Here is a 15651-nt window from a genome sequence, read left to right as displayed (position 1 = left end):
GTCCGGACAACGCAAACGTCACATTGCCGGCACCCCTCAGACGTCGGGGGTGGAGTTCGCGCTTACAGGTCGCGCGAGGCGAAGGTATCGCACTTGCGGATATCGCCGGACTCAATGCCGCGCCGCAGCCAGCGCACGCGCTGCTCGCTGGAGCCGTGGGTAAAGGCCTCCGGCACGACATAGCCCTGCGACTGGCGCTGCAGACGGTCGTCACCGATCGCGGCGGCGGCCTTCAGGCCTTCTTCGACATCGCCAGGCTCCAGCAGCTGCTGGTTGGCGCGCTGCGCGGTGGCGGCCCAGACACCCGCCAGGCAGTCGGCCTGCAGTTCCATGCGCACCGACAGCTGGTTGGCCTGCGCCTCGCCCATGCGGCGGCGCGCGCTGTCGACCTTGTCCGATACGCCCAGCAGGTTCTGCACATGATGGCCGATCTCGTGCGCGATCACATAGGCCTGGGCAAAGTCACCGCTGGCGCCGAAGCGCTGGCGCAGCTCGTCATAGAAAGCCAGGTCGATATAGACCTTCTGGTCGCCGGGGCAGTAGAACGGGCCCATCGCCGACTGGCCGGTGCCGCAGGCCGTGGGCGTGGCGCCGGAGAACAGCACCAGCGTGGGGGGTGCATAGCGGCGGTTCAGCTGGGTTTCAAAGATGTGTTGCCAGGTGCGCTCGGTATTGCCCAGCACTTTGCGCGTGAACACCGTCATCTGATCCGTCGCCGGCGGGCGGTTCACCTGATGCTGCTGCTGCTGCGGGCCGGAGCCTTGCAGCACCGAGGCGCCCTGCATGATCAGCATCGGGTCGATGCCGAAGAAATAGGACGCTGCCAGTGCGATGACGATCGTGCCGATGCCAATGGTCTTTGGCCCGGCGCCGAACCCGCCGCCGAATCCGCCGCGGCGGTCTTCAACGTTCTGGCTTTCGGCTTCGTCATCTAGGCGCATGGGGGCTCCGGGATTGGGGGGGGTGAGTTGCAGGGGGGGGCAATCAGTATAGCAATCCGGGGGTTGGTGCTGCTTCCGCCATCAGCCAGCCGCATCCAGGCGCACAACAAAAAAACACCACCCACTCACCCTGGAGACGGGCAACGCAGGCGGTGTGCGGCAAAACAAAGAAACCGGGTTTGCACCCGGTTTCGTCATGACCTGAACGTTCCGGGACGGGAACGCAACAGCGCAATTACGCCAAAGCAGCCTCACGCGCAGCCGGTGCGGTTGCCACCGCGCTGGCGCCAACTTCAGCCACGCGCAGCAGGTTGGTAGTCCCGCCTTGCCCGAACGGCATCCCCGCGGCGATGGTGATCTGGTCACCCGGCACGGCATAGCCTTCGGCCACCGCCGCGCGCGTGGCGGCTTCGACCATTTCATCCACGCTCTGCACATCCGGGCTCACGGTGGAGTGGACGCCCCAGGCAATGGCCAGGCGGCGAGCGATTTCCAGGTTCGGCGTGATGCTGACGATCGGCGCGCACGGCCGCTCGCGCGCGGCGCGCAGCGCGGTGGCACCCGAGGACGTGTAGGTCACGGTCGCGGCGGCGCCGATGATCTGCGTGACTTCGCGCAGCGCCGCGCAGATGGCATCCTGGCGCGTGTTCAGCGGGGTCTCATGCTGGGCATCGAGCAGATTGCGGTACAGCGGGTCGCGTTCCACCTCGGTGACGATGCGGTTCATCATCGACACCGCCGGCACCGGGTAGCGGCCGTTGGCCGACTCGGCCGACAGCATTACCGCGTCGGCGCCTTCATAGATGGCGCTGGCCACGTCCGATGCTTCGGCGCGGGTCGGGACCGGCGAGTCGATCATCGATTCCAGCATCTGCGTGGCGATCACCACCGGCTTGCCCAGCTGGCGGCACACGCGCAGGATGCGCTTCTGCACGCCGGGGACGCGCTCGGGCGGCAACTCCACGCCGAGGTCGCCGCGCGCCACCATCACGGAATCGGACACGCGCACGATCTCTTCGAGTTGCTGCAGCGCGGCCGGCTTCTCGATCTTGGACAGGATGCCGGCACGGGTGCCGACGATCTCGCGCGCTTCGACGATGTCGGACGGGCGCTGCACGAACGACAGGCCGATCCAGTCAGCGCCAAGCGCCAGCGCGAAGTCCAGGTCCTTGCGGTCCTTCTCGGTCAACGCGGGGATGGGGATCACGGCGTCGGGCACGTTCACGCCCTTGCGGTCGGACAGCGTGCCGTTGTTGACCACGCGCGTGGTGATGGTGCCGGTGGTCACCGCTTCGATCGACAGGCGTACCTTGCCGTCATCGATCAGCAGCGACTGGCCCGGCTGCGCGGCGGCGAACAGTTCGGGGTGCGGCAGGTAGACGCGGGTGCCGTCGCCCGGGGTGGGATCGCTGTCGAGCACGAACACATCGCCCGCGCGCACCGCGACCTTGCCGGCGGCGAAGGTGCCGATGCGCAGCTTGGGGCCCTGCAGGTCGGCCAGGATCGCGATCGGGCGGCCGGTCTCGGCCTCGATCTTGCGCACGGCGTCGTAGCGCGCGCGGTGGTCTTCGTGCGTGCCGTGGCTGAAGTTCAGCCGGAACACGTCGGCGCCCGCCTCGAACAGTTCGCGGATCACCGCGATATCGGTGCTTGCGGGTCCAAGCGTGGCAACGATCTTCGCTTTGCGCTGGCGTCTCATGATGTCTCCTCTTCCATTCTCGGACGGCGCGCCACGTGGCGCGCCGGGTAATGCTGTTCAGGTGAACGACTGCTTCGGTACGGCGGTACTGCGCTGACGACTGCAGGCCTACACGATCAGGATGGCGCGGAAGTCATTCACGTTGGTGCGGGTCGGGCCGGTGACGATCAGGTCGTCCACGCCGGCAAAGAAGCCGTAGCCGTCGTTGTTGTCCAGGTGCGCGCGCGCCGACAGCCCGCGCGCGGCGGCGCGGGTCAGGGTGTCGGGCGACAGCAGCGCGCCGGCATTGTCCTCGGAGCCGTCGATGCCGTCGGTGTCGCCGGCGATCGCGTGCACGCCGGCCAGGCCGTCCAGCGCCACCGCCAGCGCCAGCAGGAACTCGGCATTGCGCCCGCCGCGGCCCTTGCCGCGCACGGTCACGGTGGTCTCGCCGCCGGAAAGGATCACGCAGGGCTTGCTGAAGGGCTGGCCGCGCTGCGCGACCTGGCGCGCGATGGCGGCGTGCACTTCGGCCACTTCGCGGGCTTCGCCTTCGATGCAGTCGGACAGGATATGGGCCTCGTAGCCCAGTGCACGCGCGCGCGCGGCCGCGGCTTCCAGCGATTGCTGCGCGGTAGCCAGCGTCACGTTGCGGTGGCCCTCGAAGCGGGCATCGCCGGGCTTGGGCGTTTCGCCGGCGCCGCTTTCCAGGTGGGCGCGCACGTTGGCGGGGACTTCAATGCCGTACTTGGCGATGACGGCCAGCGCGTCGGCGCAGGTGGTCGCGTCGGGCAGCGTCGGGCCGCTGGCGATCAGGGTCGGGTCATCGCCGGGGATATCGGAAATCAGCAGCGTCTCGACGCGTGCCGGTGCGCAGTGCAGCGCGAGCCGGCCTCCCTTGAGCGCCGACAGGTGCTTGCGCACGCAGTTCATCTCGCCGATGCTGGCGCCGCTGCGCAGCAGCGCCTTGTTGACGGCCTGCTTGTCGGCCAGCGTCAGGCCGGGTGCTGGCGCGGCAAGCAGGGCCGAGCCGCCGCCGGAGATCAGGCACAGCACCAGGTCGTCGGCGGTCAGGCCCTGCACCAGTTCCACCATGCGTTGCGCGGCGCGCGCACCGGCTTCATCGGGAACGGGGTGCGCGGCTTCCACCACTTCAATGCGCTGGCACTCGGCGCCATGGCCATAGCGCGTCACCACCAGGCCCGACAGCTCGCCTTGCCAGTTCGCCTCGACCGCCTGCGCCATCGCGGCAGCGGCCTTGCCGGCGCCGATCACTACCGTGCGGCCCTTGGGCGGCGTGGGCAGGTGCGGCGGCAGGCAGTGGCTGGCGCTGACGGAAGCGACCGCGGTATCGAACAGGTCGCGCAGCAACGCGCGCGCTTCGGACTGTCCGGGATGCGCTGCGGCGCGCTGGGGCGAGAGCAGGGCGGCTTGAGGTTCGGTGGCGAGCATGAAAAGTCCTGGTGCTGACGGGGAAAGCTAGTCGTCCCCGCAGGGCGGGGACGACTTGGTTGCTGCTTACTTGGCGATCTGGTGGTTAGACATGATCTCGATCGCGCGGCACAGGGCCGAATGGTCCTGCTTGCCCAGGCCGTTGGCGGCGCAGGTATTGAACAGCTCCTGCGCGGTGGCGGTGTTGGGCAGTGCCACGCCCAGGGCCTTGGCACCCTGCAGCGCCAGGTTCAGGTCCTTCTGGTGCAGCTCGATGCGGAAGCCCGGGTCGAAGGTGCGCTTGACCATGCGCTCGCCGTGCACTTCCAGGATGCGCGAGGCCGCAAAGCCGCCCATTAGCGCCTGGCGCACCTTGGCCGGATCGGCGCCCGCCTTGGAGGCGAACAGCAGGGCTTCGGACACGGCCTGGATGTTCAGCGCGACGATGATCTGGTTGGCCACCTTGGTGGTCTGGCCGTCACCGTTGCCACCGACCAGCGTGACGTTCTTGCCCATCAGGTCGAACAGCGGCTTGACCTGGTCATAGGCTTCCTGCGGGCCACCGACCATGATCGTCAGCGAAGCGGCCTTGGCGCCCACTTCACCGCCCGACACCGGCGCGTCCAGGTACGAGGCGCCCAGCTTGTTGATGCGCGCGGCGAAGTCCTTGGTGGCGATCGGCGAGATCGAGCTCATGTCGACCACGATCTTGCTGTGGCTGGCTTCCTTGCCGGCGGCCTTGAACGCGGCGGCCACGCCCTTTTCGCTGAACAGCACGGCTTCCACGTGCGGGGTGTCCGGCACCATGATGACGATGATGTCGGCACGCTTGGCGACTTCCTCGGCGCTGGTGCAGACGGTCACGCCTGCATCGACCAGCGCTTGCGGGGCCGGGTTGACGTCATGCACGAACAGCGTGTGGCCGGCGGCGCGCAGGTGGCCCGCCATCGGTGCGCCCATGATGCCCAGGCCGATGAAGCCGACGTTGCGTTGGTTTGCCATGTTGATGTCTCCTTGAATGAGATTAAGTCTGTCTTGGTTGGCGTAGGTGGTAACCCGTTACTGCACGCCGTGTTCGGCGCGCCAGCCCAGGCCGGCTTCGGTGGTGGTCTTCGGCTTGTACTCGCAGCCGATCCAGCCCTTGTAGCCGATCTCGTCCAGGAACTTGAACAGGAAGTGGTAGTTCAGCTCGCCGGTCCCCGGTTCATTGCGGCCCGGGTTGTCGGCTAGCTGCACGTGCTTGATCTTCGGCAGGTTGGCCTTGATGGTGTTGGCGATCTCGCCTTCCATCCGCTGCATGTGGTAGATGTCGTACTGCACGTACAGGTTGGGCGCATTGACCTGGTTGATCAGGTCCACTGCCTGCTGCGTGCGCGACAGGAAGAAGCCGGGGATGTCGAAGGTGTTAATCGGCTCGACCAGCAGGTCGATATGCTCGGCGGCGAGCGCGCTGGCGGCGAAGCGCAGGTTTTCCACCAGCGTTTCCTGGGCCTGCTCGCGCTTGACGTTCTGCGGCTGGATGCCGACCAGGCAGTTCAGCTGGCGCACGCCCAGCACCTTGGCGTACTTGATGGCCTCGCCCACGCCGTCCTGGAACTCGCCGACGCGGTCCGGGTGGCAGGCAATGCCGCGCTCGCCCGCTTCCCACTTGCCGGCGGGCAGGTTGTGCAGCACTAGATCCAGTTGGAAGCGGTTCAGGCGGTCAGCGATCTGGTCCGCGTGGAAGGCATAGGGGAAGAGGAATTCCACGCCGCGGAAGCCCGCGCGCGCGGCGGCTTCGAAGCGGTCGAGAAACCCCACTTCGTTGAACAGCATGGTGAGGTTGGCCGCAAGTTTAGTCATGAGTCTCTCCGGTTTAGTTGTGTTGTCGTTCTGCCGGTGCAGAACCGGTGATGCAGGGGCGCTGGATTTGCGCGGGCCGTAGCCCGCGCTTCCATGTTGGAATGGTGCTGCTTACGCCGTTTCCACTTCTTCCTTCAGGATCGCTTCCTCGATGTCCTCGAGGTCTTCGATCGGCTCGAACTCGTTGACGTTGTCGATCTCGGTGCCCATCGCGATATTGGTCACGCGCTCCAGGATCACCTCGACCACCACCGGCACCGAGAATTCGGCCATCAGGTCGCGCGCTTCGGCGAAGGCCGGAGCGATGTCTTCCGGCTTGAACACGCGGATCGCCTTGCAGCCCAGGCCTTCGACCACCTTGACGTGGTCCACGCCATAGCCGTTCAGTTCGGGCGAGTTGACGTTGTCGAAGGCCAGCTGCACGCAGTAGTCCATCTCGAAGTTGCGCTGCGCCTGGCGGATCAGGCCGAGGTAGGAGTTGTTCACCACCACGTGGATGTACGGCACCTTGAACTGCGCGGCCACGGCCAGCTCTTCGATCATGAACTGGAAGTCGTAGTCGCCCGAGATCGCCACCACATCCGAATCCGGCGAGGCGGTCTTCACGCCGATCGCGGCCGGGATGGTCCAGCCCAGCGGGCCGGCCTGGCCGCAGTTGATCCAGTGGCGCGGCTCATTGACCGACAGGAACTGCGCCGCGGCGATCTGCGACAGGCCGATGGTGCTGACGTAGCGCACGTCGCGCGGGAAGTACTGGTTCATCTCGCGGTACACGCGCTGCGGCTTGACCGGCACGTTGTCGAAGTCGCTCTTGCGCTGCATGGTGCGGCGGCGCTTCTGCACGTCGGCCACCCACGACTTGCGGCACGGCAGGCGGCCGGCCATCTTCATTTCGCGGGCAACTTCGACGAACAGTTCCAGCGCGGCCTTGGCGTCCGACACGATGCCCAGGTCCGGGCCGAACACGCGGCCGATCTGGGTGGGCTCGATATCGACGTGCACGAACTTGCGGCCCTTGGTGTAGACATCGACGCTGCCGGTGTGGCGGTTGGCCCAGCGGTTGCCAATGCCCATCACGAAGTCCGAAGCCAGCAGCGTGGCGTTGCCATAGCGGTGCGAGGTCTGCAGGCCGACCATGCCGGCTTGCAGCGGGTGGTCGTCGGCCAGCACGCCCCAGCCCATCAGGGTCGGCACCACCGGCACGTTGACCAGTTCGGCGAACTCGACCAGCAGTTCCGCCGCGTCGGCGTTGATCACGCCGCCGCCGCACACGATCAGCGGGCGCTCGGCCGCGTTCAGCATCGAGATGGCCTTCTCGATCTGGGCGCGCGAGGCAGCCGGCTTGTACGGCTGCAGCGACTGGTAGGTGTCGACATCGAATTCGATCTCGGCCACCTGCACGTCGAACGGCAGGTCGATCAGCACCGGACCCGGGCGGCCCGAACGCATGATGTGGAAGGCTTGCTGGAACACTTGCGGCACCAGTGCCGGCTCGCGCACGGTCACGGCCCACTTGGTCACGGGCTTGGCGATCGATTCGATATCGACGGCCTGGAAGTCTTCCTTGTACAGGCGGGCGCGCGGGGCCTGGCCGGTAATGCAGAGGATGGGGATCGAATCGGCCCAGGCCGAGTACAGGCCGGTGATCATGTCGGTGCCGGCGGGGCCCGAGGTGCCGACGCAGACGCCGATGTTGCCCGGCTCGGCACGGGTGTAGCCTTCGGCCATGTGCGAGGCGCCCTCGACGTGGCGGGCCAGCACGTGGTTGATGTTGCCCGACTTGCGCATTGCCGAGTAGAACGGGTTGATTGCCGCGCCCGGCACGCCGAATGCCGTGGTCACGCCTTCCTTCTCCAGCACGGCGATTGCCGCGTCGATTGCTCTCATCTTTGCCATGATCTTGTCTCCAGTGATGGTGTGAATTCCGTTGGAGTCGATCCTATTCCCGCAGGCGGGGTGGGATAAACAGAAGGGAGATCAGTTGATTCGATACCTGGGGTACGCAATATCGCCTTGGAAGCTCGATCGGACGGTCGGCGGGGGTACGCCGGGGTACGCAATTGGATATGTGGTGTGACGGTGCGGGCACGCAGCGCAGCGGTGGGTACGGGCCGGCGCCGGCCGGCCGCCGCAGCGCAGTGCGGCAAAATGGCGGGATTCCTCGCCATCCGGGCCGATCATGTATTCCAGGCTGCCGTCTACCTACGAACTGCTTGAAGCGCTTGCCGCCGCCCCGCCCGGGCCGGCCGCCGACCGTGCGGCGCAGGGCGGCCGCCTCGGGCGCGCGCTGTGGGTGGGCTTTATCGCGGCGCTGGTCGCGACCATCCTGAGCGGCGCGGCCCTGGCCGTCTGGCGGCTGTGGCTGAAGCACCCGGTGCCGCCGTGGTCGCTGCGGACCTTCGAGGCGCTGCTGGCCCTGTCCGCCGCCTGCTATGTCGGCGCCGGACTCACGCGCGCCGGCACCGTGCTGGCCAGGCTGCGCCATCCGCTGCGCTGGCAGGCCGCCGAGATGGACCGCCACAGTGTGGCCGAGGATGCGCTGCTGCGCCGGCTGGCGCGCATCCCGCCGCCGCAGCTGCAGGCGCGCCAGCGGCGCGTGGTGTTGCAACTGCGGTTGTGGGAAGGTGCTGCGCGCACCGTGGCAATGCTGCTGGCACTGGCGCCGGCCGCGGCCGTGGTGGCCGCGCTGCCGCGTCAGCAGGCCATGGCCGGGGCGCTGCTGTGGATCTACGGCGTGATGGTGGTGACCGGCGCGGCCTGCTACCTGTACCTGCATGTGCAATGCAGCCGCCCGCTGCGGCGGCTGGCCCATGTGCTGGGCGAAGCGGCCGAGATGAACGCGCAGGTCAGGGCGCGGGCGGCTCCGGGCGGCTGATTCCGCACCGGCGCCGGGTGACGCGGCGTGCCCCTGGCAGCGGCGCTGACGCGGCCGTATGCGGATGCCGCGATCCTGCCCATCAGCCGCGCAGGGATGCCACATCCCCGGGGATGCCGCACAATGGCGCCCGGGAGACGAATATCCGATGGACAAACTCAAGCAAATCGAAGCCTTTATCGCCGTGGTGGAGCACGGCAGCATGGCGGCCGCGGCGCTCACGCAGAACGTGACGCCGGTGATGATCGGCCGCCGCATCAACGCGCTGGAAGCCCGCATCGGCGTCAAGCTGCTGCACCGGTCCACGCGCCGCATTGCCGTGACCGAGCAGGGCGCGGTGTTCATGGAGCAGTGCAAGAAGGCGCTGGCCGACCTGGACCGCGCCGAGATGCTGATTGCCGAAGGCAAGCACAAGGCCACCGGCCACCTGATCGTTTCGGCACCGGCGGCGTTCGGGCGCAAGCACGTGGCACCGCACGCGCCGGCGTTCCTCTCGGCCAACCCGGAAGTGCAGATCTCATTCAACCTGACCGACCGCGTGGTCGACCTGGTGCGCGAAGGCTATGACGTCGGCATCCGCATCGGCGGCGCCATCGACCCGAACTTTGTCGCGATCAAGCTGGCGTCGAACAAGCGCGTGGTGTGCGGCACGCCGGCGTACTTTGCCAGGTACGGCGTGCCGCAGACGCTGGACGACCTGGCCCAGCACAACTGCCTGGCGTTCAACCTGCAGGGCGGCCAGCAGCGCGGCTGGTACTTCAGCCAGAACGGCAAGACCGTGACCGTGCGCGTCAACGGCAACCTGGACTGCAACGACGGCGAGCTGCTGCACCGCTGGACCGGCGAGGGCCTGGGCCTGGGCTGGCGCTCGACCTGGGAGATCCTGCCGCAGCTGGAGAGCGGCGAGCTGATCACGGTGCTGGACGAATACGCGCTGCCGGCCTACGACATCCTTGCCGTGTACCCGCAGCAGCGCCCGGTGCCGGCCAAGATTCGTTTCTTCATCGAGCACCTGAAGGCGCAGTTCGCGCGCCCGGGCTACTGGATGGACACGGCGGGCGGCAACTGAGGCCGCCGCCGAGCGCGATGCCGATCACAGCCTGGCTGGCCGACCTGGTGGTCATCGTGCACGGGCTGTTTATCCTGTTCGTGGTGGCGGGCGGACTGCTGGTATTGCGATGGCCGCGTGTCGCATGGCTGCACCTGCCCGCGGCGGCATGGGGCGTGCTGATCGAATGGTCCGGCTGGATCTGCCCGCTGACGCCGCTGGAAAACACGCTGCGCCAGGCTGCCGGGCAGGCGGGCTACAGCGGCGGTTTTGTCGAGCGCTACCTGTTGCCGCTGATCTATCCGGCCGGGCTTACGCCGGCGGTGCAACTGTGGCTCGGCGCGGTGGTGCTGGCGGTCAACGTGGCCGTCTATGTGCTGTGGTGGCGCCGACGGCGCCACCACTGAGCGCGTTGCTTCAGCCCGCCGGCTCGAAGCGCGGCGCGCGCTTCTGCATATTGGCCAGCACTGCCTCGCGCTGGTTGGGCGAGCCGACCAGCCGGTCCTGCTCATCGGACTCGGCCTGCAGGATGGCGGCATTGTCGCCGCGCTCCACCACCGCCATCAGGCGCTTGGCCGCACGGATCGCATCCGGGTTCTTCTGTGCCACCTGGCGCGCGGCTTCCAGCGCCGCGGCGCGCGGGTCGTCGGCCAGGTAGGTGCCAAGGCCCAGTTCGCAGGCTTCGGTGCCGCTCAGCACGCGCGCGCTGTAGATCAGCTCGCGCAGCACGTCGGGGCGCACCAGGCCGCGCGTGAGCACCATGCCGGCCATGTCGGGCACCAGCCCCCACTTCATTTCCATGACCGACAGCCTGGTATCGGGCGCGACGTAGCGTACGTCCGCCCCCAGCGCCACCTGCAGCCCGCCGCCGAAAGCCACGCCGTGCACCGCCGCGAAGACCGGCACCGGCAGCTCGCGCCAGACCATGCACGCGTACTGCGGGCGATTGGACATGCCGTGGGTACGCTTGCCGAGGCGGCCCGCGCCGATGCTGTCGTTGTGGGATTCGCCGCCACCGTCCGACAACATGCCCGCCATGCTGCCCATGTCCAGCCCCGCGCAGAAGGCGCGGCCTTCGCCTGACAGGACCACGGCGCGCAGGTCGGGCATGCGCGCCAGTTGCTCGCCGGTCTCGATCAGTGCGTCGAACATGGCTTGGTCGAGCGCGTTCATCTTGTCGGGGCGGTTCAGGCGGACGTCGGCGACGCCGTCTTCGATGGTGACGAGGATACGTTCGTTGCTGCTGGCGCTCATGCGCTGGCTCCTTGTGATGTGGGTGCTCAACGGCCCTTGAACTGCGGCTTGCGCTTCTCCATGAAGGCGGCCACGCCTTCCTTGCAGTCATCGCTGCGGCTGGCACGCGACTGCAGCGTGGCTTCCACTTCGAGCTGCGCGGCCAGGTCGTTGTCGAAGCTCTGGTTGAGGGCTTCCTTGATCATGCCGTAGGCCATGGTCGGCATGGTGGCCAGGTGGCGGGCCAGCTTGCCGGCCTCGTCCTGCAGCGCGTCGTCGGCGTGGACCTTCCACACCAGGCCGATGCGCTGGGCCTCCTCGGCATCGATCTTTTCGGCCAGGATGGCCAGCGCGCGGGCGCGCATCTCGCCGGCATAGCGCGGCACGAAGTAGGTGCTGCCGGCGTCCGGGACCAGGCCGATCTTGGAGAAGGCCTGCAGGAAGCTGGCGGAGCGAGCCGCCAGCACCACGTCGCCCGCCAGCGCTAGGCTCATGCCGGCACCGGCGGCCACGCCGTTGACCGCGGTGACGACCGGCTTGGGCATCTGGCGCAGCGCCATGATGATCGGGTGGTAGCGCTCGCGTAGCAGCGTGCCGGAATCGGTGATGCCATCCTTGCCGCGCGCGGCCAGGTCGGCGCCGGCGCAGAAGCCGCGGCCCGCGCCGGTGATCAGCACGGCGCGCACGTCAGCGTCGCCGGCGGCGCGCTCAACGCCCTCGCGCAGCTCGCGCATCAGGTCGCCGTTCATTGCGTTGAGCACGTCTGGGCGGTTCAGGGTCAGCGTGGCCACGCCTTCGCTGGCTTGATAGAGGACGGATGCCGTCATGGGGGGTCTCCTGGTCTCGTGGTCGGTATTCGGTACGGTGATTTACTGCGGCTTCTTCAGCGCATCGGCCGAGGCGTCGCCCAGCTTGCTGCCGCCGTCGCAGTCGAGGATGGTGCCGGTGACGTAGTGCGCGTTGTCGCTGCTCAGGTACATCGCGGCATCGGCGATATCGTCCTTGGTGCCGTAGTCGCGCAGCGCCAGGCGGGCCTTGTAGCGCGCCTCCATCTCGGGCGTGGGCGCCAGCCGCGCCATGCCTTCGGTGTCGGCGATCGGCCCGGGCGAGATGCCGTTCACGCGCACGCCGGCCGGGCCCCATTCCATCGCCAGGCACTTGATCAGCATGTTGATGCCGGCCTTGGCGGCGCAGGCATGGGCCTGGAACATCATGGCGTTGACCGCCTGCGGCGCGGTGATGGCGATCAGCGATGCACCCGGCTTGGCCAGGTGGTCGAAGCTGGCGCGGAACACGTTGAAGGTGCCGAGCAGGTCGATATCGACCACGGTCTTGAAGGCATTGGCCGACATGCCGACCACGGGCGCGAGGAAGTTGCCCGCGGCGCCGGAGATCACCACGTCGATCGGCCCCAGTTCGTCCTGGGCGCGCGCGAAGGCCGCTTCCACGGCGGGATAGTCGCGCACGTCGGCGGCCATGCCGATGGCGGTGCCGCCGGCCGCGGTGATGGTGTCGGCGGCGGCCTGGATGCGCTCGGCGGTGCGGCTGATCAGCGCCAGCTTCGCCCCGGCGCGCGCGAAGCCGTGCGCGATGCCGAGGTTGATGCCGGAGGAGGCGCCGGCGACGAATACGGTCTTGCCGGCAAAGGCGTCGGGGCGGAAGGCACTGGGCATGGGAAGTCCTCTCGATCGATGGTCAGGCGATGCGGGCCGCGATCCGGCGTCGGGCAGAACCGTGGCGGGGCGAAATGCAGGGGAGGGCTAGCGCCGGCGGCGTGGCTGCACGGCAGGTATCGCGCGATGGCGCATGACGGTCTCCATGTTTCTGTTCTGGTGTGCGTCCGCTCCCGATGCTGCGGGGGCGGCGCCGGCCTCTGGCCTCCGGCATCCTAACCCGAAGCCGGGATTCGATTTCGCGTATTGCCGGCAATGCCGGCCGCCGCGGACGCAACAATGGCGGCGCCGGGAATGCCGTCCGGGGGCTGCAACTAGCTGGCGGGAAAGGGAAAAACGGGTGCGGCAGCGTGGCGGCGAAGGGGCGGGACAGGGCGCCATTCCGCAGCGCAAAACCCAGTCCTCAGAAAAAAGAAAGCCCGCACACCGTTGCAGCGTGCGGGCAGCCTTCCGACGATGAGGTGCCGGAAGGCGGAGTGCTCATGAAGTGCGCCCCCGCGTCTTCATGGCGGGGTCAAGTGTGCGCGTGGGCGGCTGGGGCCGCTTTGACTCACATCAAGCGGACGCCTACGCGAGCAGCGCGGTCACCAGGTCCTTGCCGCGCGACACCGGCGCGGTTTCCTCGAAATGCAGCGCACCTTCCACGTGGCCCAGGTGGTCCACCATCAGCGCGACGGCCCGCTCGACATCGCCGGCGCGGGCGGCCTCGATGAATTCGCGGTGCTCGTCGGAGGAGCAGGCCGCGTCGCGGCGCGACTGGTACAGCATGGTGATGACCGCGCTGCGCGTCGACAGCTCGCGCATCATCTCGGTCAGCACGCCGTTGCCGACCACCTCGGCCAGCACGATATGGAAGTCGCCCAGCAGCCGGGTGCGCACCTGCGCATCGTTGCCCGTCAGCGCCTTGCGCTCGGCCGCCAGGTGCTTGTCAATCCGCTTGTAGTCGGCGGGCGTCGCCTTGGCGACGAACTCGCGCGCCAGCGCCGCTTCCAGGATGCGGCGCACCGCGAAGACCTCGCGCGCCTCTTCGGCGCTGGGCTTGGCCACGAAGGCGCCCTTGTCCGGCACGATCTGGATGACCTTGTCCTTGGACAGCATCAGCAGCGCCGCGCGCACCTTGGTGCGGCTGACGCGGTAGACACTGGCCAAGGCCTCCTCGCGCAGCTTGGTGCCGGGCGGCAGGCGGTGCGAAACGATGGCCGCGACTATGTCTTCGGCGATCGCCTCGGCGGTCATGTCAGGATCGATATGCTCGGGCATGGCAGCGCACTTGCGCAGAGGCTGCGCGGTTGGGGAGATGCGTGATTCTATCGCCCTGGCACGGCGACCGGAGATCCGGCGTCCACGCCGTCCTCCGCCATCGCGGCCAGACCCGCATCCAGGTCGGTCGCTTCAATGGTGCCGTTGAGCACGCCATGGGCCCGTTCGCGGTCGATATCCTTCTCCCAGGCGGCCACCACCACGGTGGCCACGCAGTTGCCGATCAGGTTGCCGAGCGCGCGGGCGATGCCGATGAACCAGTCCACCGACAACACCAGCACCAGCCCGATCGCCGGAATCGCCGGGTGCGCCGACAGCGTTGCCGCCAGGATCACGATGGCCGAGCCGGGGATGCCGTGCGCGCCCTTGGAGGTGACCAGCGCCACCGCCAGGATGCCAAGCAGGTCGCCCAGCGCCAGCGGCGTGTTGGTCGCCTGCGCGATAAACACCGCAGCCAGCGTCAGGTAGATCGAGAACGCATCCAGGTTGAACGAGTAGCCGGTCGGGATCACCAGGCCCACCACCGACTTCTTGATGCCCATGAACTCCAGCTTCTTCATCACCTGCGGCAGCACGCTGTCGGACGAGGCCGTGCCCAGCACCACCAGCAGCTCGGCGCGCAGGTAGCGGATCAGCTTGATCACCGAGAAACCGCACACGCGCATGATCGTGCCCAGCACCACCAGCACGAAGATGGCCACCGCGCCGTAGAACAGGAACACCAGGAAGCCCAGCTGCTTGAGCGAGCCGATGCCGTACTTGCCCACGGTAAAGGCCACCGCGCCCAGCACGCCCAGCGGCGCCAGCTTGATGATGAAGCCCATCATCTTGAACAGCGTGTGCGAGAAGGTATCGATCAGCCTGACCAGCGGCCGGCCCGGCTCACCCACCAGCGACAGCGCGCAGCCGAACAGGATCGATACCACCAGTACCTGCAGCACGTCGCCATTGGCAAAGGCACCGAACACGGTATTGGGGATCAGCTTGAGCAGGAAATCGACGGTGCCCTGGTCCTTCACCTTGGTGGCATTGTCGATATAGCCGGCGATGGCCGACGCATCGAGCGAACGCGGGTCGACATTCATGCCGACGCCGGGCTGGAACACATAGGCCAGCAGGATGCCAAGCGCCAGCGCGATGGTGGTGACGATCTCGAAGTACACCACCGCCTTGATGCCGACGCGGCCGACCTTCTTCAGCTCGCCCGCACCGCAGATGCCGGCCACCACCACGCAGAATACGATCGGGCCGATCAGCATCTTGATCAGCTTGATAAAGGCATCGCCAAGCGGCTTGAGCTTGGCGGCGAACTCGGGGAATGCCAGGCCGAGTGCCGTGCCAATCACCAGGGCAATCAGCACCTGGCCAAACAGCGAACGGGTGAAGCGGGTATGCAAACGGGGCTGGGGGGTGCCGGGGCGGGGCTGCGAGGGAACTGCATGCTGCATGGTTGTCTCCGTACCGGGCCGGTCCGGCGCCTGTGCATTGGCTGGTGCTGGCTGGCCCATCTGATCCAGGAATCACCGGCGGCCCCGTACTGCTCTACTGGCGGGTGGCTGCCGGCCTTACGTTCCGTGCGGGGCTTCCGGGTCGGGAGCGCGCCACCTCGCGGATAGCCCCCCTGTTGAGGCGGAATCCACGCAATCGCCTGTGCGGACCGGATTGTCCGC

Annotated in this window: 14 protein-coding genes; 3 read left to right on the top strand and 11 right to left on the bottom strand. The window is 67.8% G+C overall.

From position 1 onward, the window contains the following. Positions 1 to 62: 62 nt before the first annotated feature. The 6 genes from KB879_RS30360 to gcl all read right to left on the bottom strand — a co-directional run bounded on the left by KB879_RS30360 (position 63) and on the right by gcl (position 7788). Entirely contained in the window at positions 63 to 941 is an 879-nt protein-coding gene (locus tag KB879_RS30360; protein ID WP_211980409.1) for a neutral zinc metallopeptidase, read from the bottom strand. 235 nt (positions 942 to 1176) lie between these two features. Beyond that, the gene (gene pyk / locus KB879_RS30355; protein WP_013958349.1) at positions 1177 to 2640 is read right to left on the bottom strand and encodes a pyruvate kinase; all 1464 of its coding nucleotides are present in this window, start codon (positions 2638 to 2640) and stop codon (positions 1177 to 1179) included. A gap of 108 nt (positions 2641 to 2748) precedes the next feature. Continuing rightward, entirely contained in the window at positions 2749 to 4071 is a 1323-nt protein-coding gene (locus KB879_RS30350) for a glycerate kinase (protein WP_211980408.1), read from the bottom strand. Positions 4072 to 4137: 66 nt separating this feature from the next. Next, positions 4138 to 5052, bottom strand: a complete 915-nt coding sequence (gene glxR, locus KB879_RS30345; RefSeq protein WP_010812149.1) for a 2-hydroxy-3-oxopropionate reductase — start codon at positions 5050 to 5052, stop codon at positions 4138 to 4140. Positions 5053 to 5109: 57 nt separating this feature from the next. Next, positions 5110 to 5892, bottom strand: a complete 783-nt coding sequence (gene hyi, locus KB879_RS30340; RefSeq protein WP_013958347.1) for a hydroxypyruvate isomerase — start codon at positions 5890 to 5892, stop codon at positions 5110 to 5112. A 111-nt stretch (positions 5893 to 6003) separates the two neighbouring features. Then, a complete protein-coding gene (gene gcl, locus KB879_RS30335) occupies positions 6004 to 7788 on the bottom strand; it encodes a glyoxylate carboligase (RefSeq protein WP_013958346.1) in 1785 nt (594 codons plus the stop codon). A 283-nt stretch (positions 7789 to 8071) separates the two neighbouring features. On the opposite strand from gcl, the gene KB879_RS30330 reads away from it, so the two are divergent. From KB879_RS30330 to KB879_RS30320, 3 genes are all read left to right on the top strand, one after another. After that, complete coding sequence (locus KB879_RS30330) at positions 8072 to 8767, top strand: hypothetical protein (protein ID WP_211980407.1); 696 nt, start codon at positions 8072 to 8074, stop codon at positions 8765 to 8767. A gap of 148 nt (positions 8768 to 8915) precedes the next feature. Continuing rightward, positions 8916 to 9836: a LysR family transcriptional regulator gene (locus tag KB879_RS30325; protein WP_010812145.1), complete on the top strand. Its 921-nt coding sequence runs from the start codon at positions 8916 to 8918 to the stop codon at positions 9834 to 9836. Positions 9837 to 9853: 17 nt separating this feature from the next. Then, positions 9854 to 10222 carry a DUF2784 domain-containing protein gene (locus KB879_RS30320; RefSeq protein WP_013958343.1) on the top strand — a complete coding sequence of 123 codons (369 nt, stop codon included), beginning with the start codon at positions 9854 to 9856 and terminating at the stop codon, positions 10220 to 10222. Between the two features lie 10 nt (positions 10223 to 10232). Here the strand turns inward: KB879_RS30320 and KB879_RS30315 are convergent, their stop codons facing one another. From KB879_RS30315 to KB879_RS30295, 5 genes are all read right to left on the bottom strand, one after another. Next, positions 10233 to 11069, bottom strand: coding sequence for a crotonase/enoyl-CoA hydratase family protein (locus KB879_RS30315; RefSeq protein WP_013958342.1), 837 nt, complete (start codon positions 11067 to 11069; stop codon positions 10233 to 10235). A gap of 26 nt (positions 11070 to 11095) precedes the next feature. Further along, positions 11096 to 11875: an enoyl-CoA hydratase-related protein gene (locus tag KB879_RS30310; RefSeq protein ID WP_153954247.1), complete on the bottom strand. Its 780-nt coding sequence runs from the start codon at positions 11873 to 11875 to the stop codon at positions 11096 to 11098. Positions 11876 to 11917: 42 nt separating this feature from the next. Beyond that, on the bottom strand, positions 11918 to 12721 hold the full coding sequence (locus KB879_RS30305; RefSeq protein ID WP_013958340.1) for an SDR family oxidoreductase: 804 nt from the start codon (positions 12719 to 12721) through the stop codon (positions 11918 to 11920). A 567-nt stretch (positions 12722 to 13288) separates the two neighbouring features. Further along, complete coding sequence (locus KB879_RS30300) at positions 13289 to 13981, bottom strand: GntR family transcriptional regulator (protein WP_013958339.1); 693 nt, start codon at positions 13979 to 13981, stop codon at positions 13289 to 13291. 47 nt (positions 13982 to 14028) lie between these two features. After that, positions 14029 to 15429: a C4-dicarboxylate transporter DctA gene (locus KB879_RS30295; protein ID WP_041228234.1), complete on the bottom strand. Its 1401-nt coding sequence runs from the start codon at positions 15427 to 15429 to the stop codon at positions 14029 to 14031. Positions 15430 to 15651 lie beyond the last annotated feature (222 nt).

Origin of the sequence: Cupriavidus sp. KK10 (genome assembly GCF_018223725.1) — a bacterium.
Classification (GTDB): Bacteria; Pseudomonadota; Gammaproteobacteria; order Burkholderiales; family Burkholderiaceae; genus Cupriavidus; species Cupriavidus necator.
The sequence above is the reverse complement of the archived record's forward strand: the minus strand, read 5'-3'. Positions and strand labels throughout refer to the sequence as shown.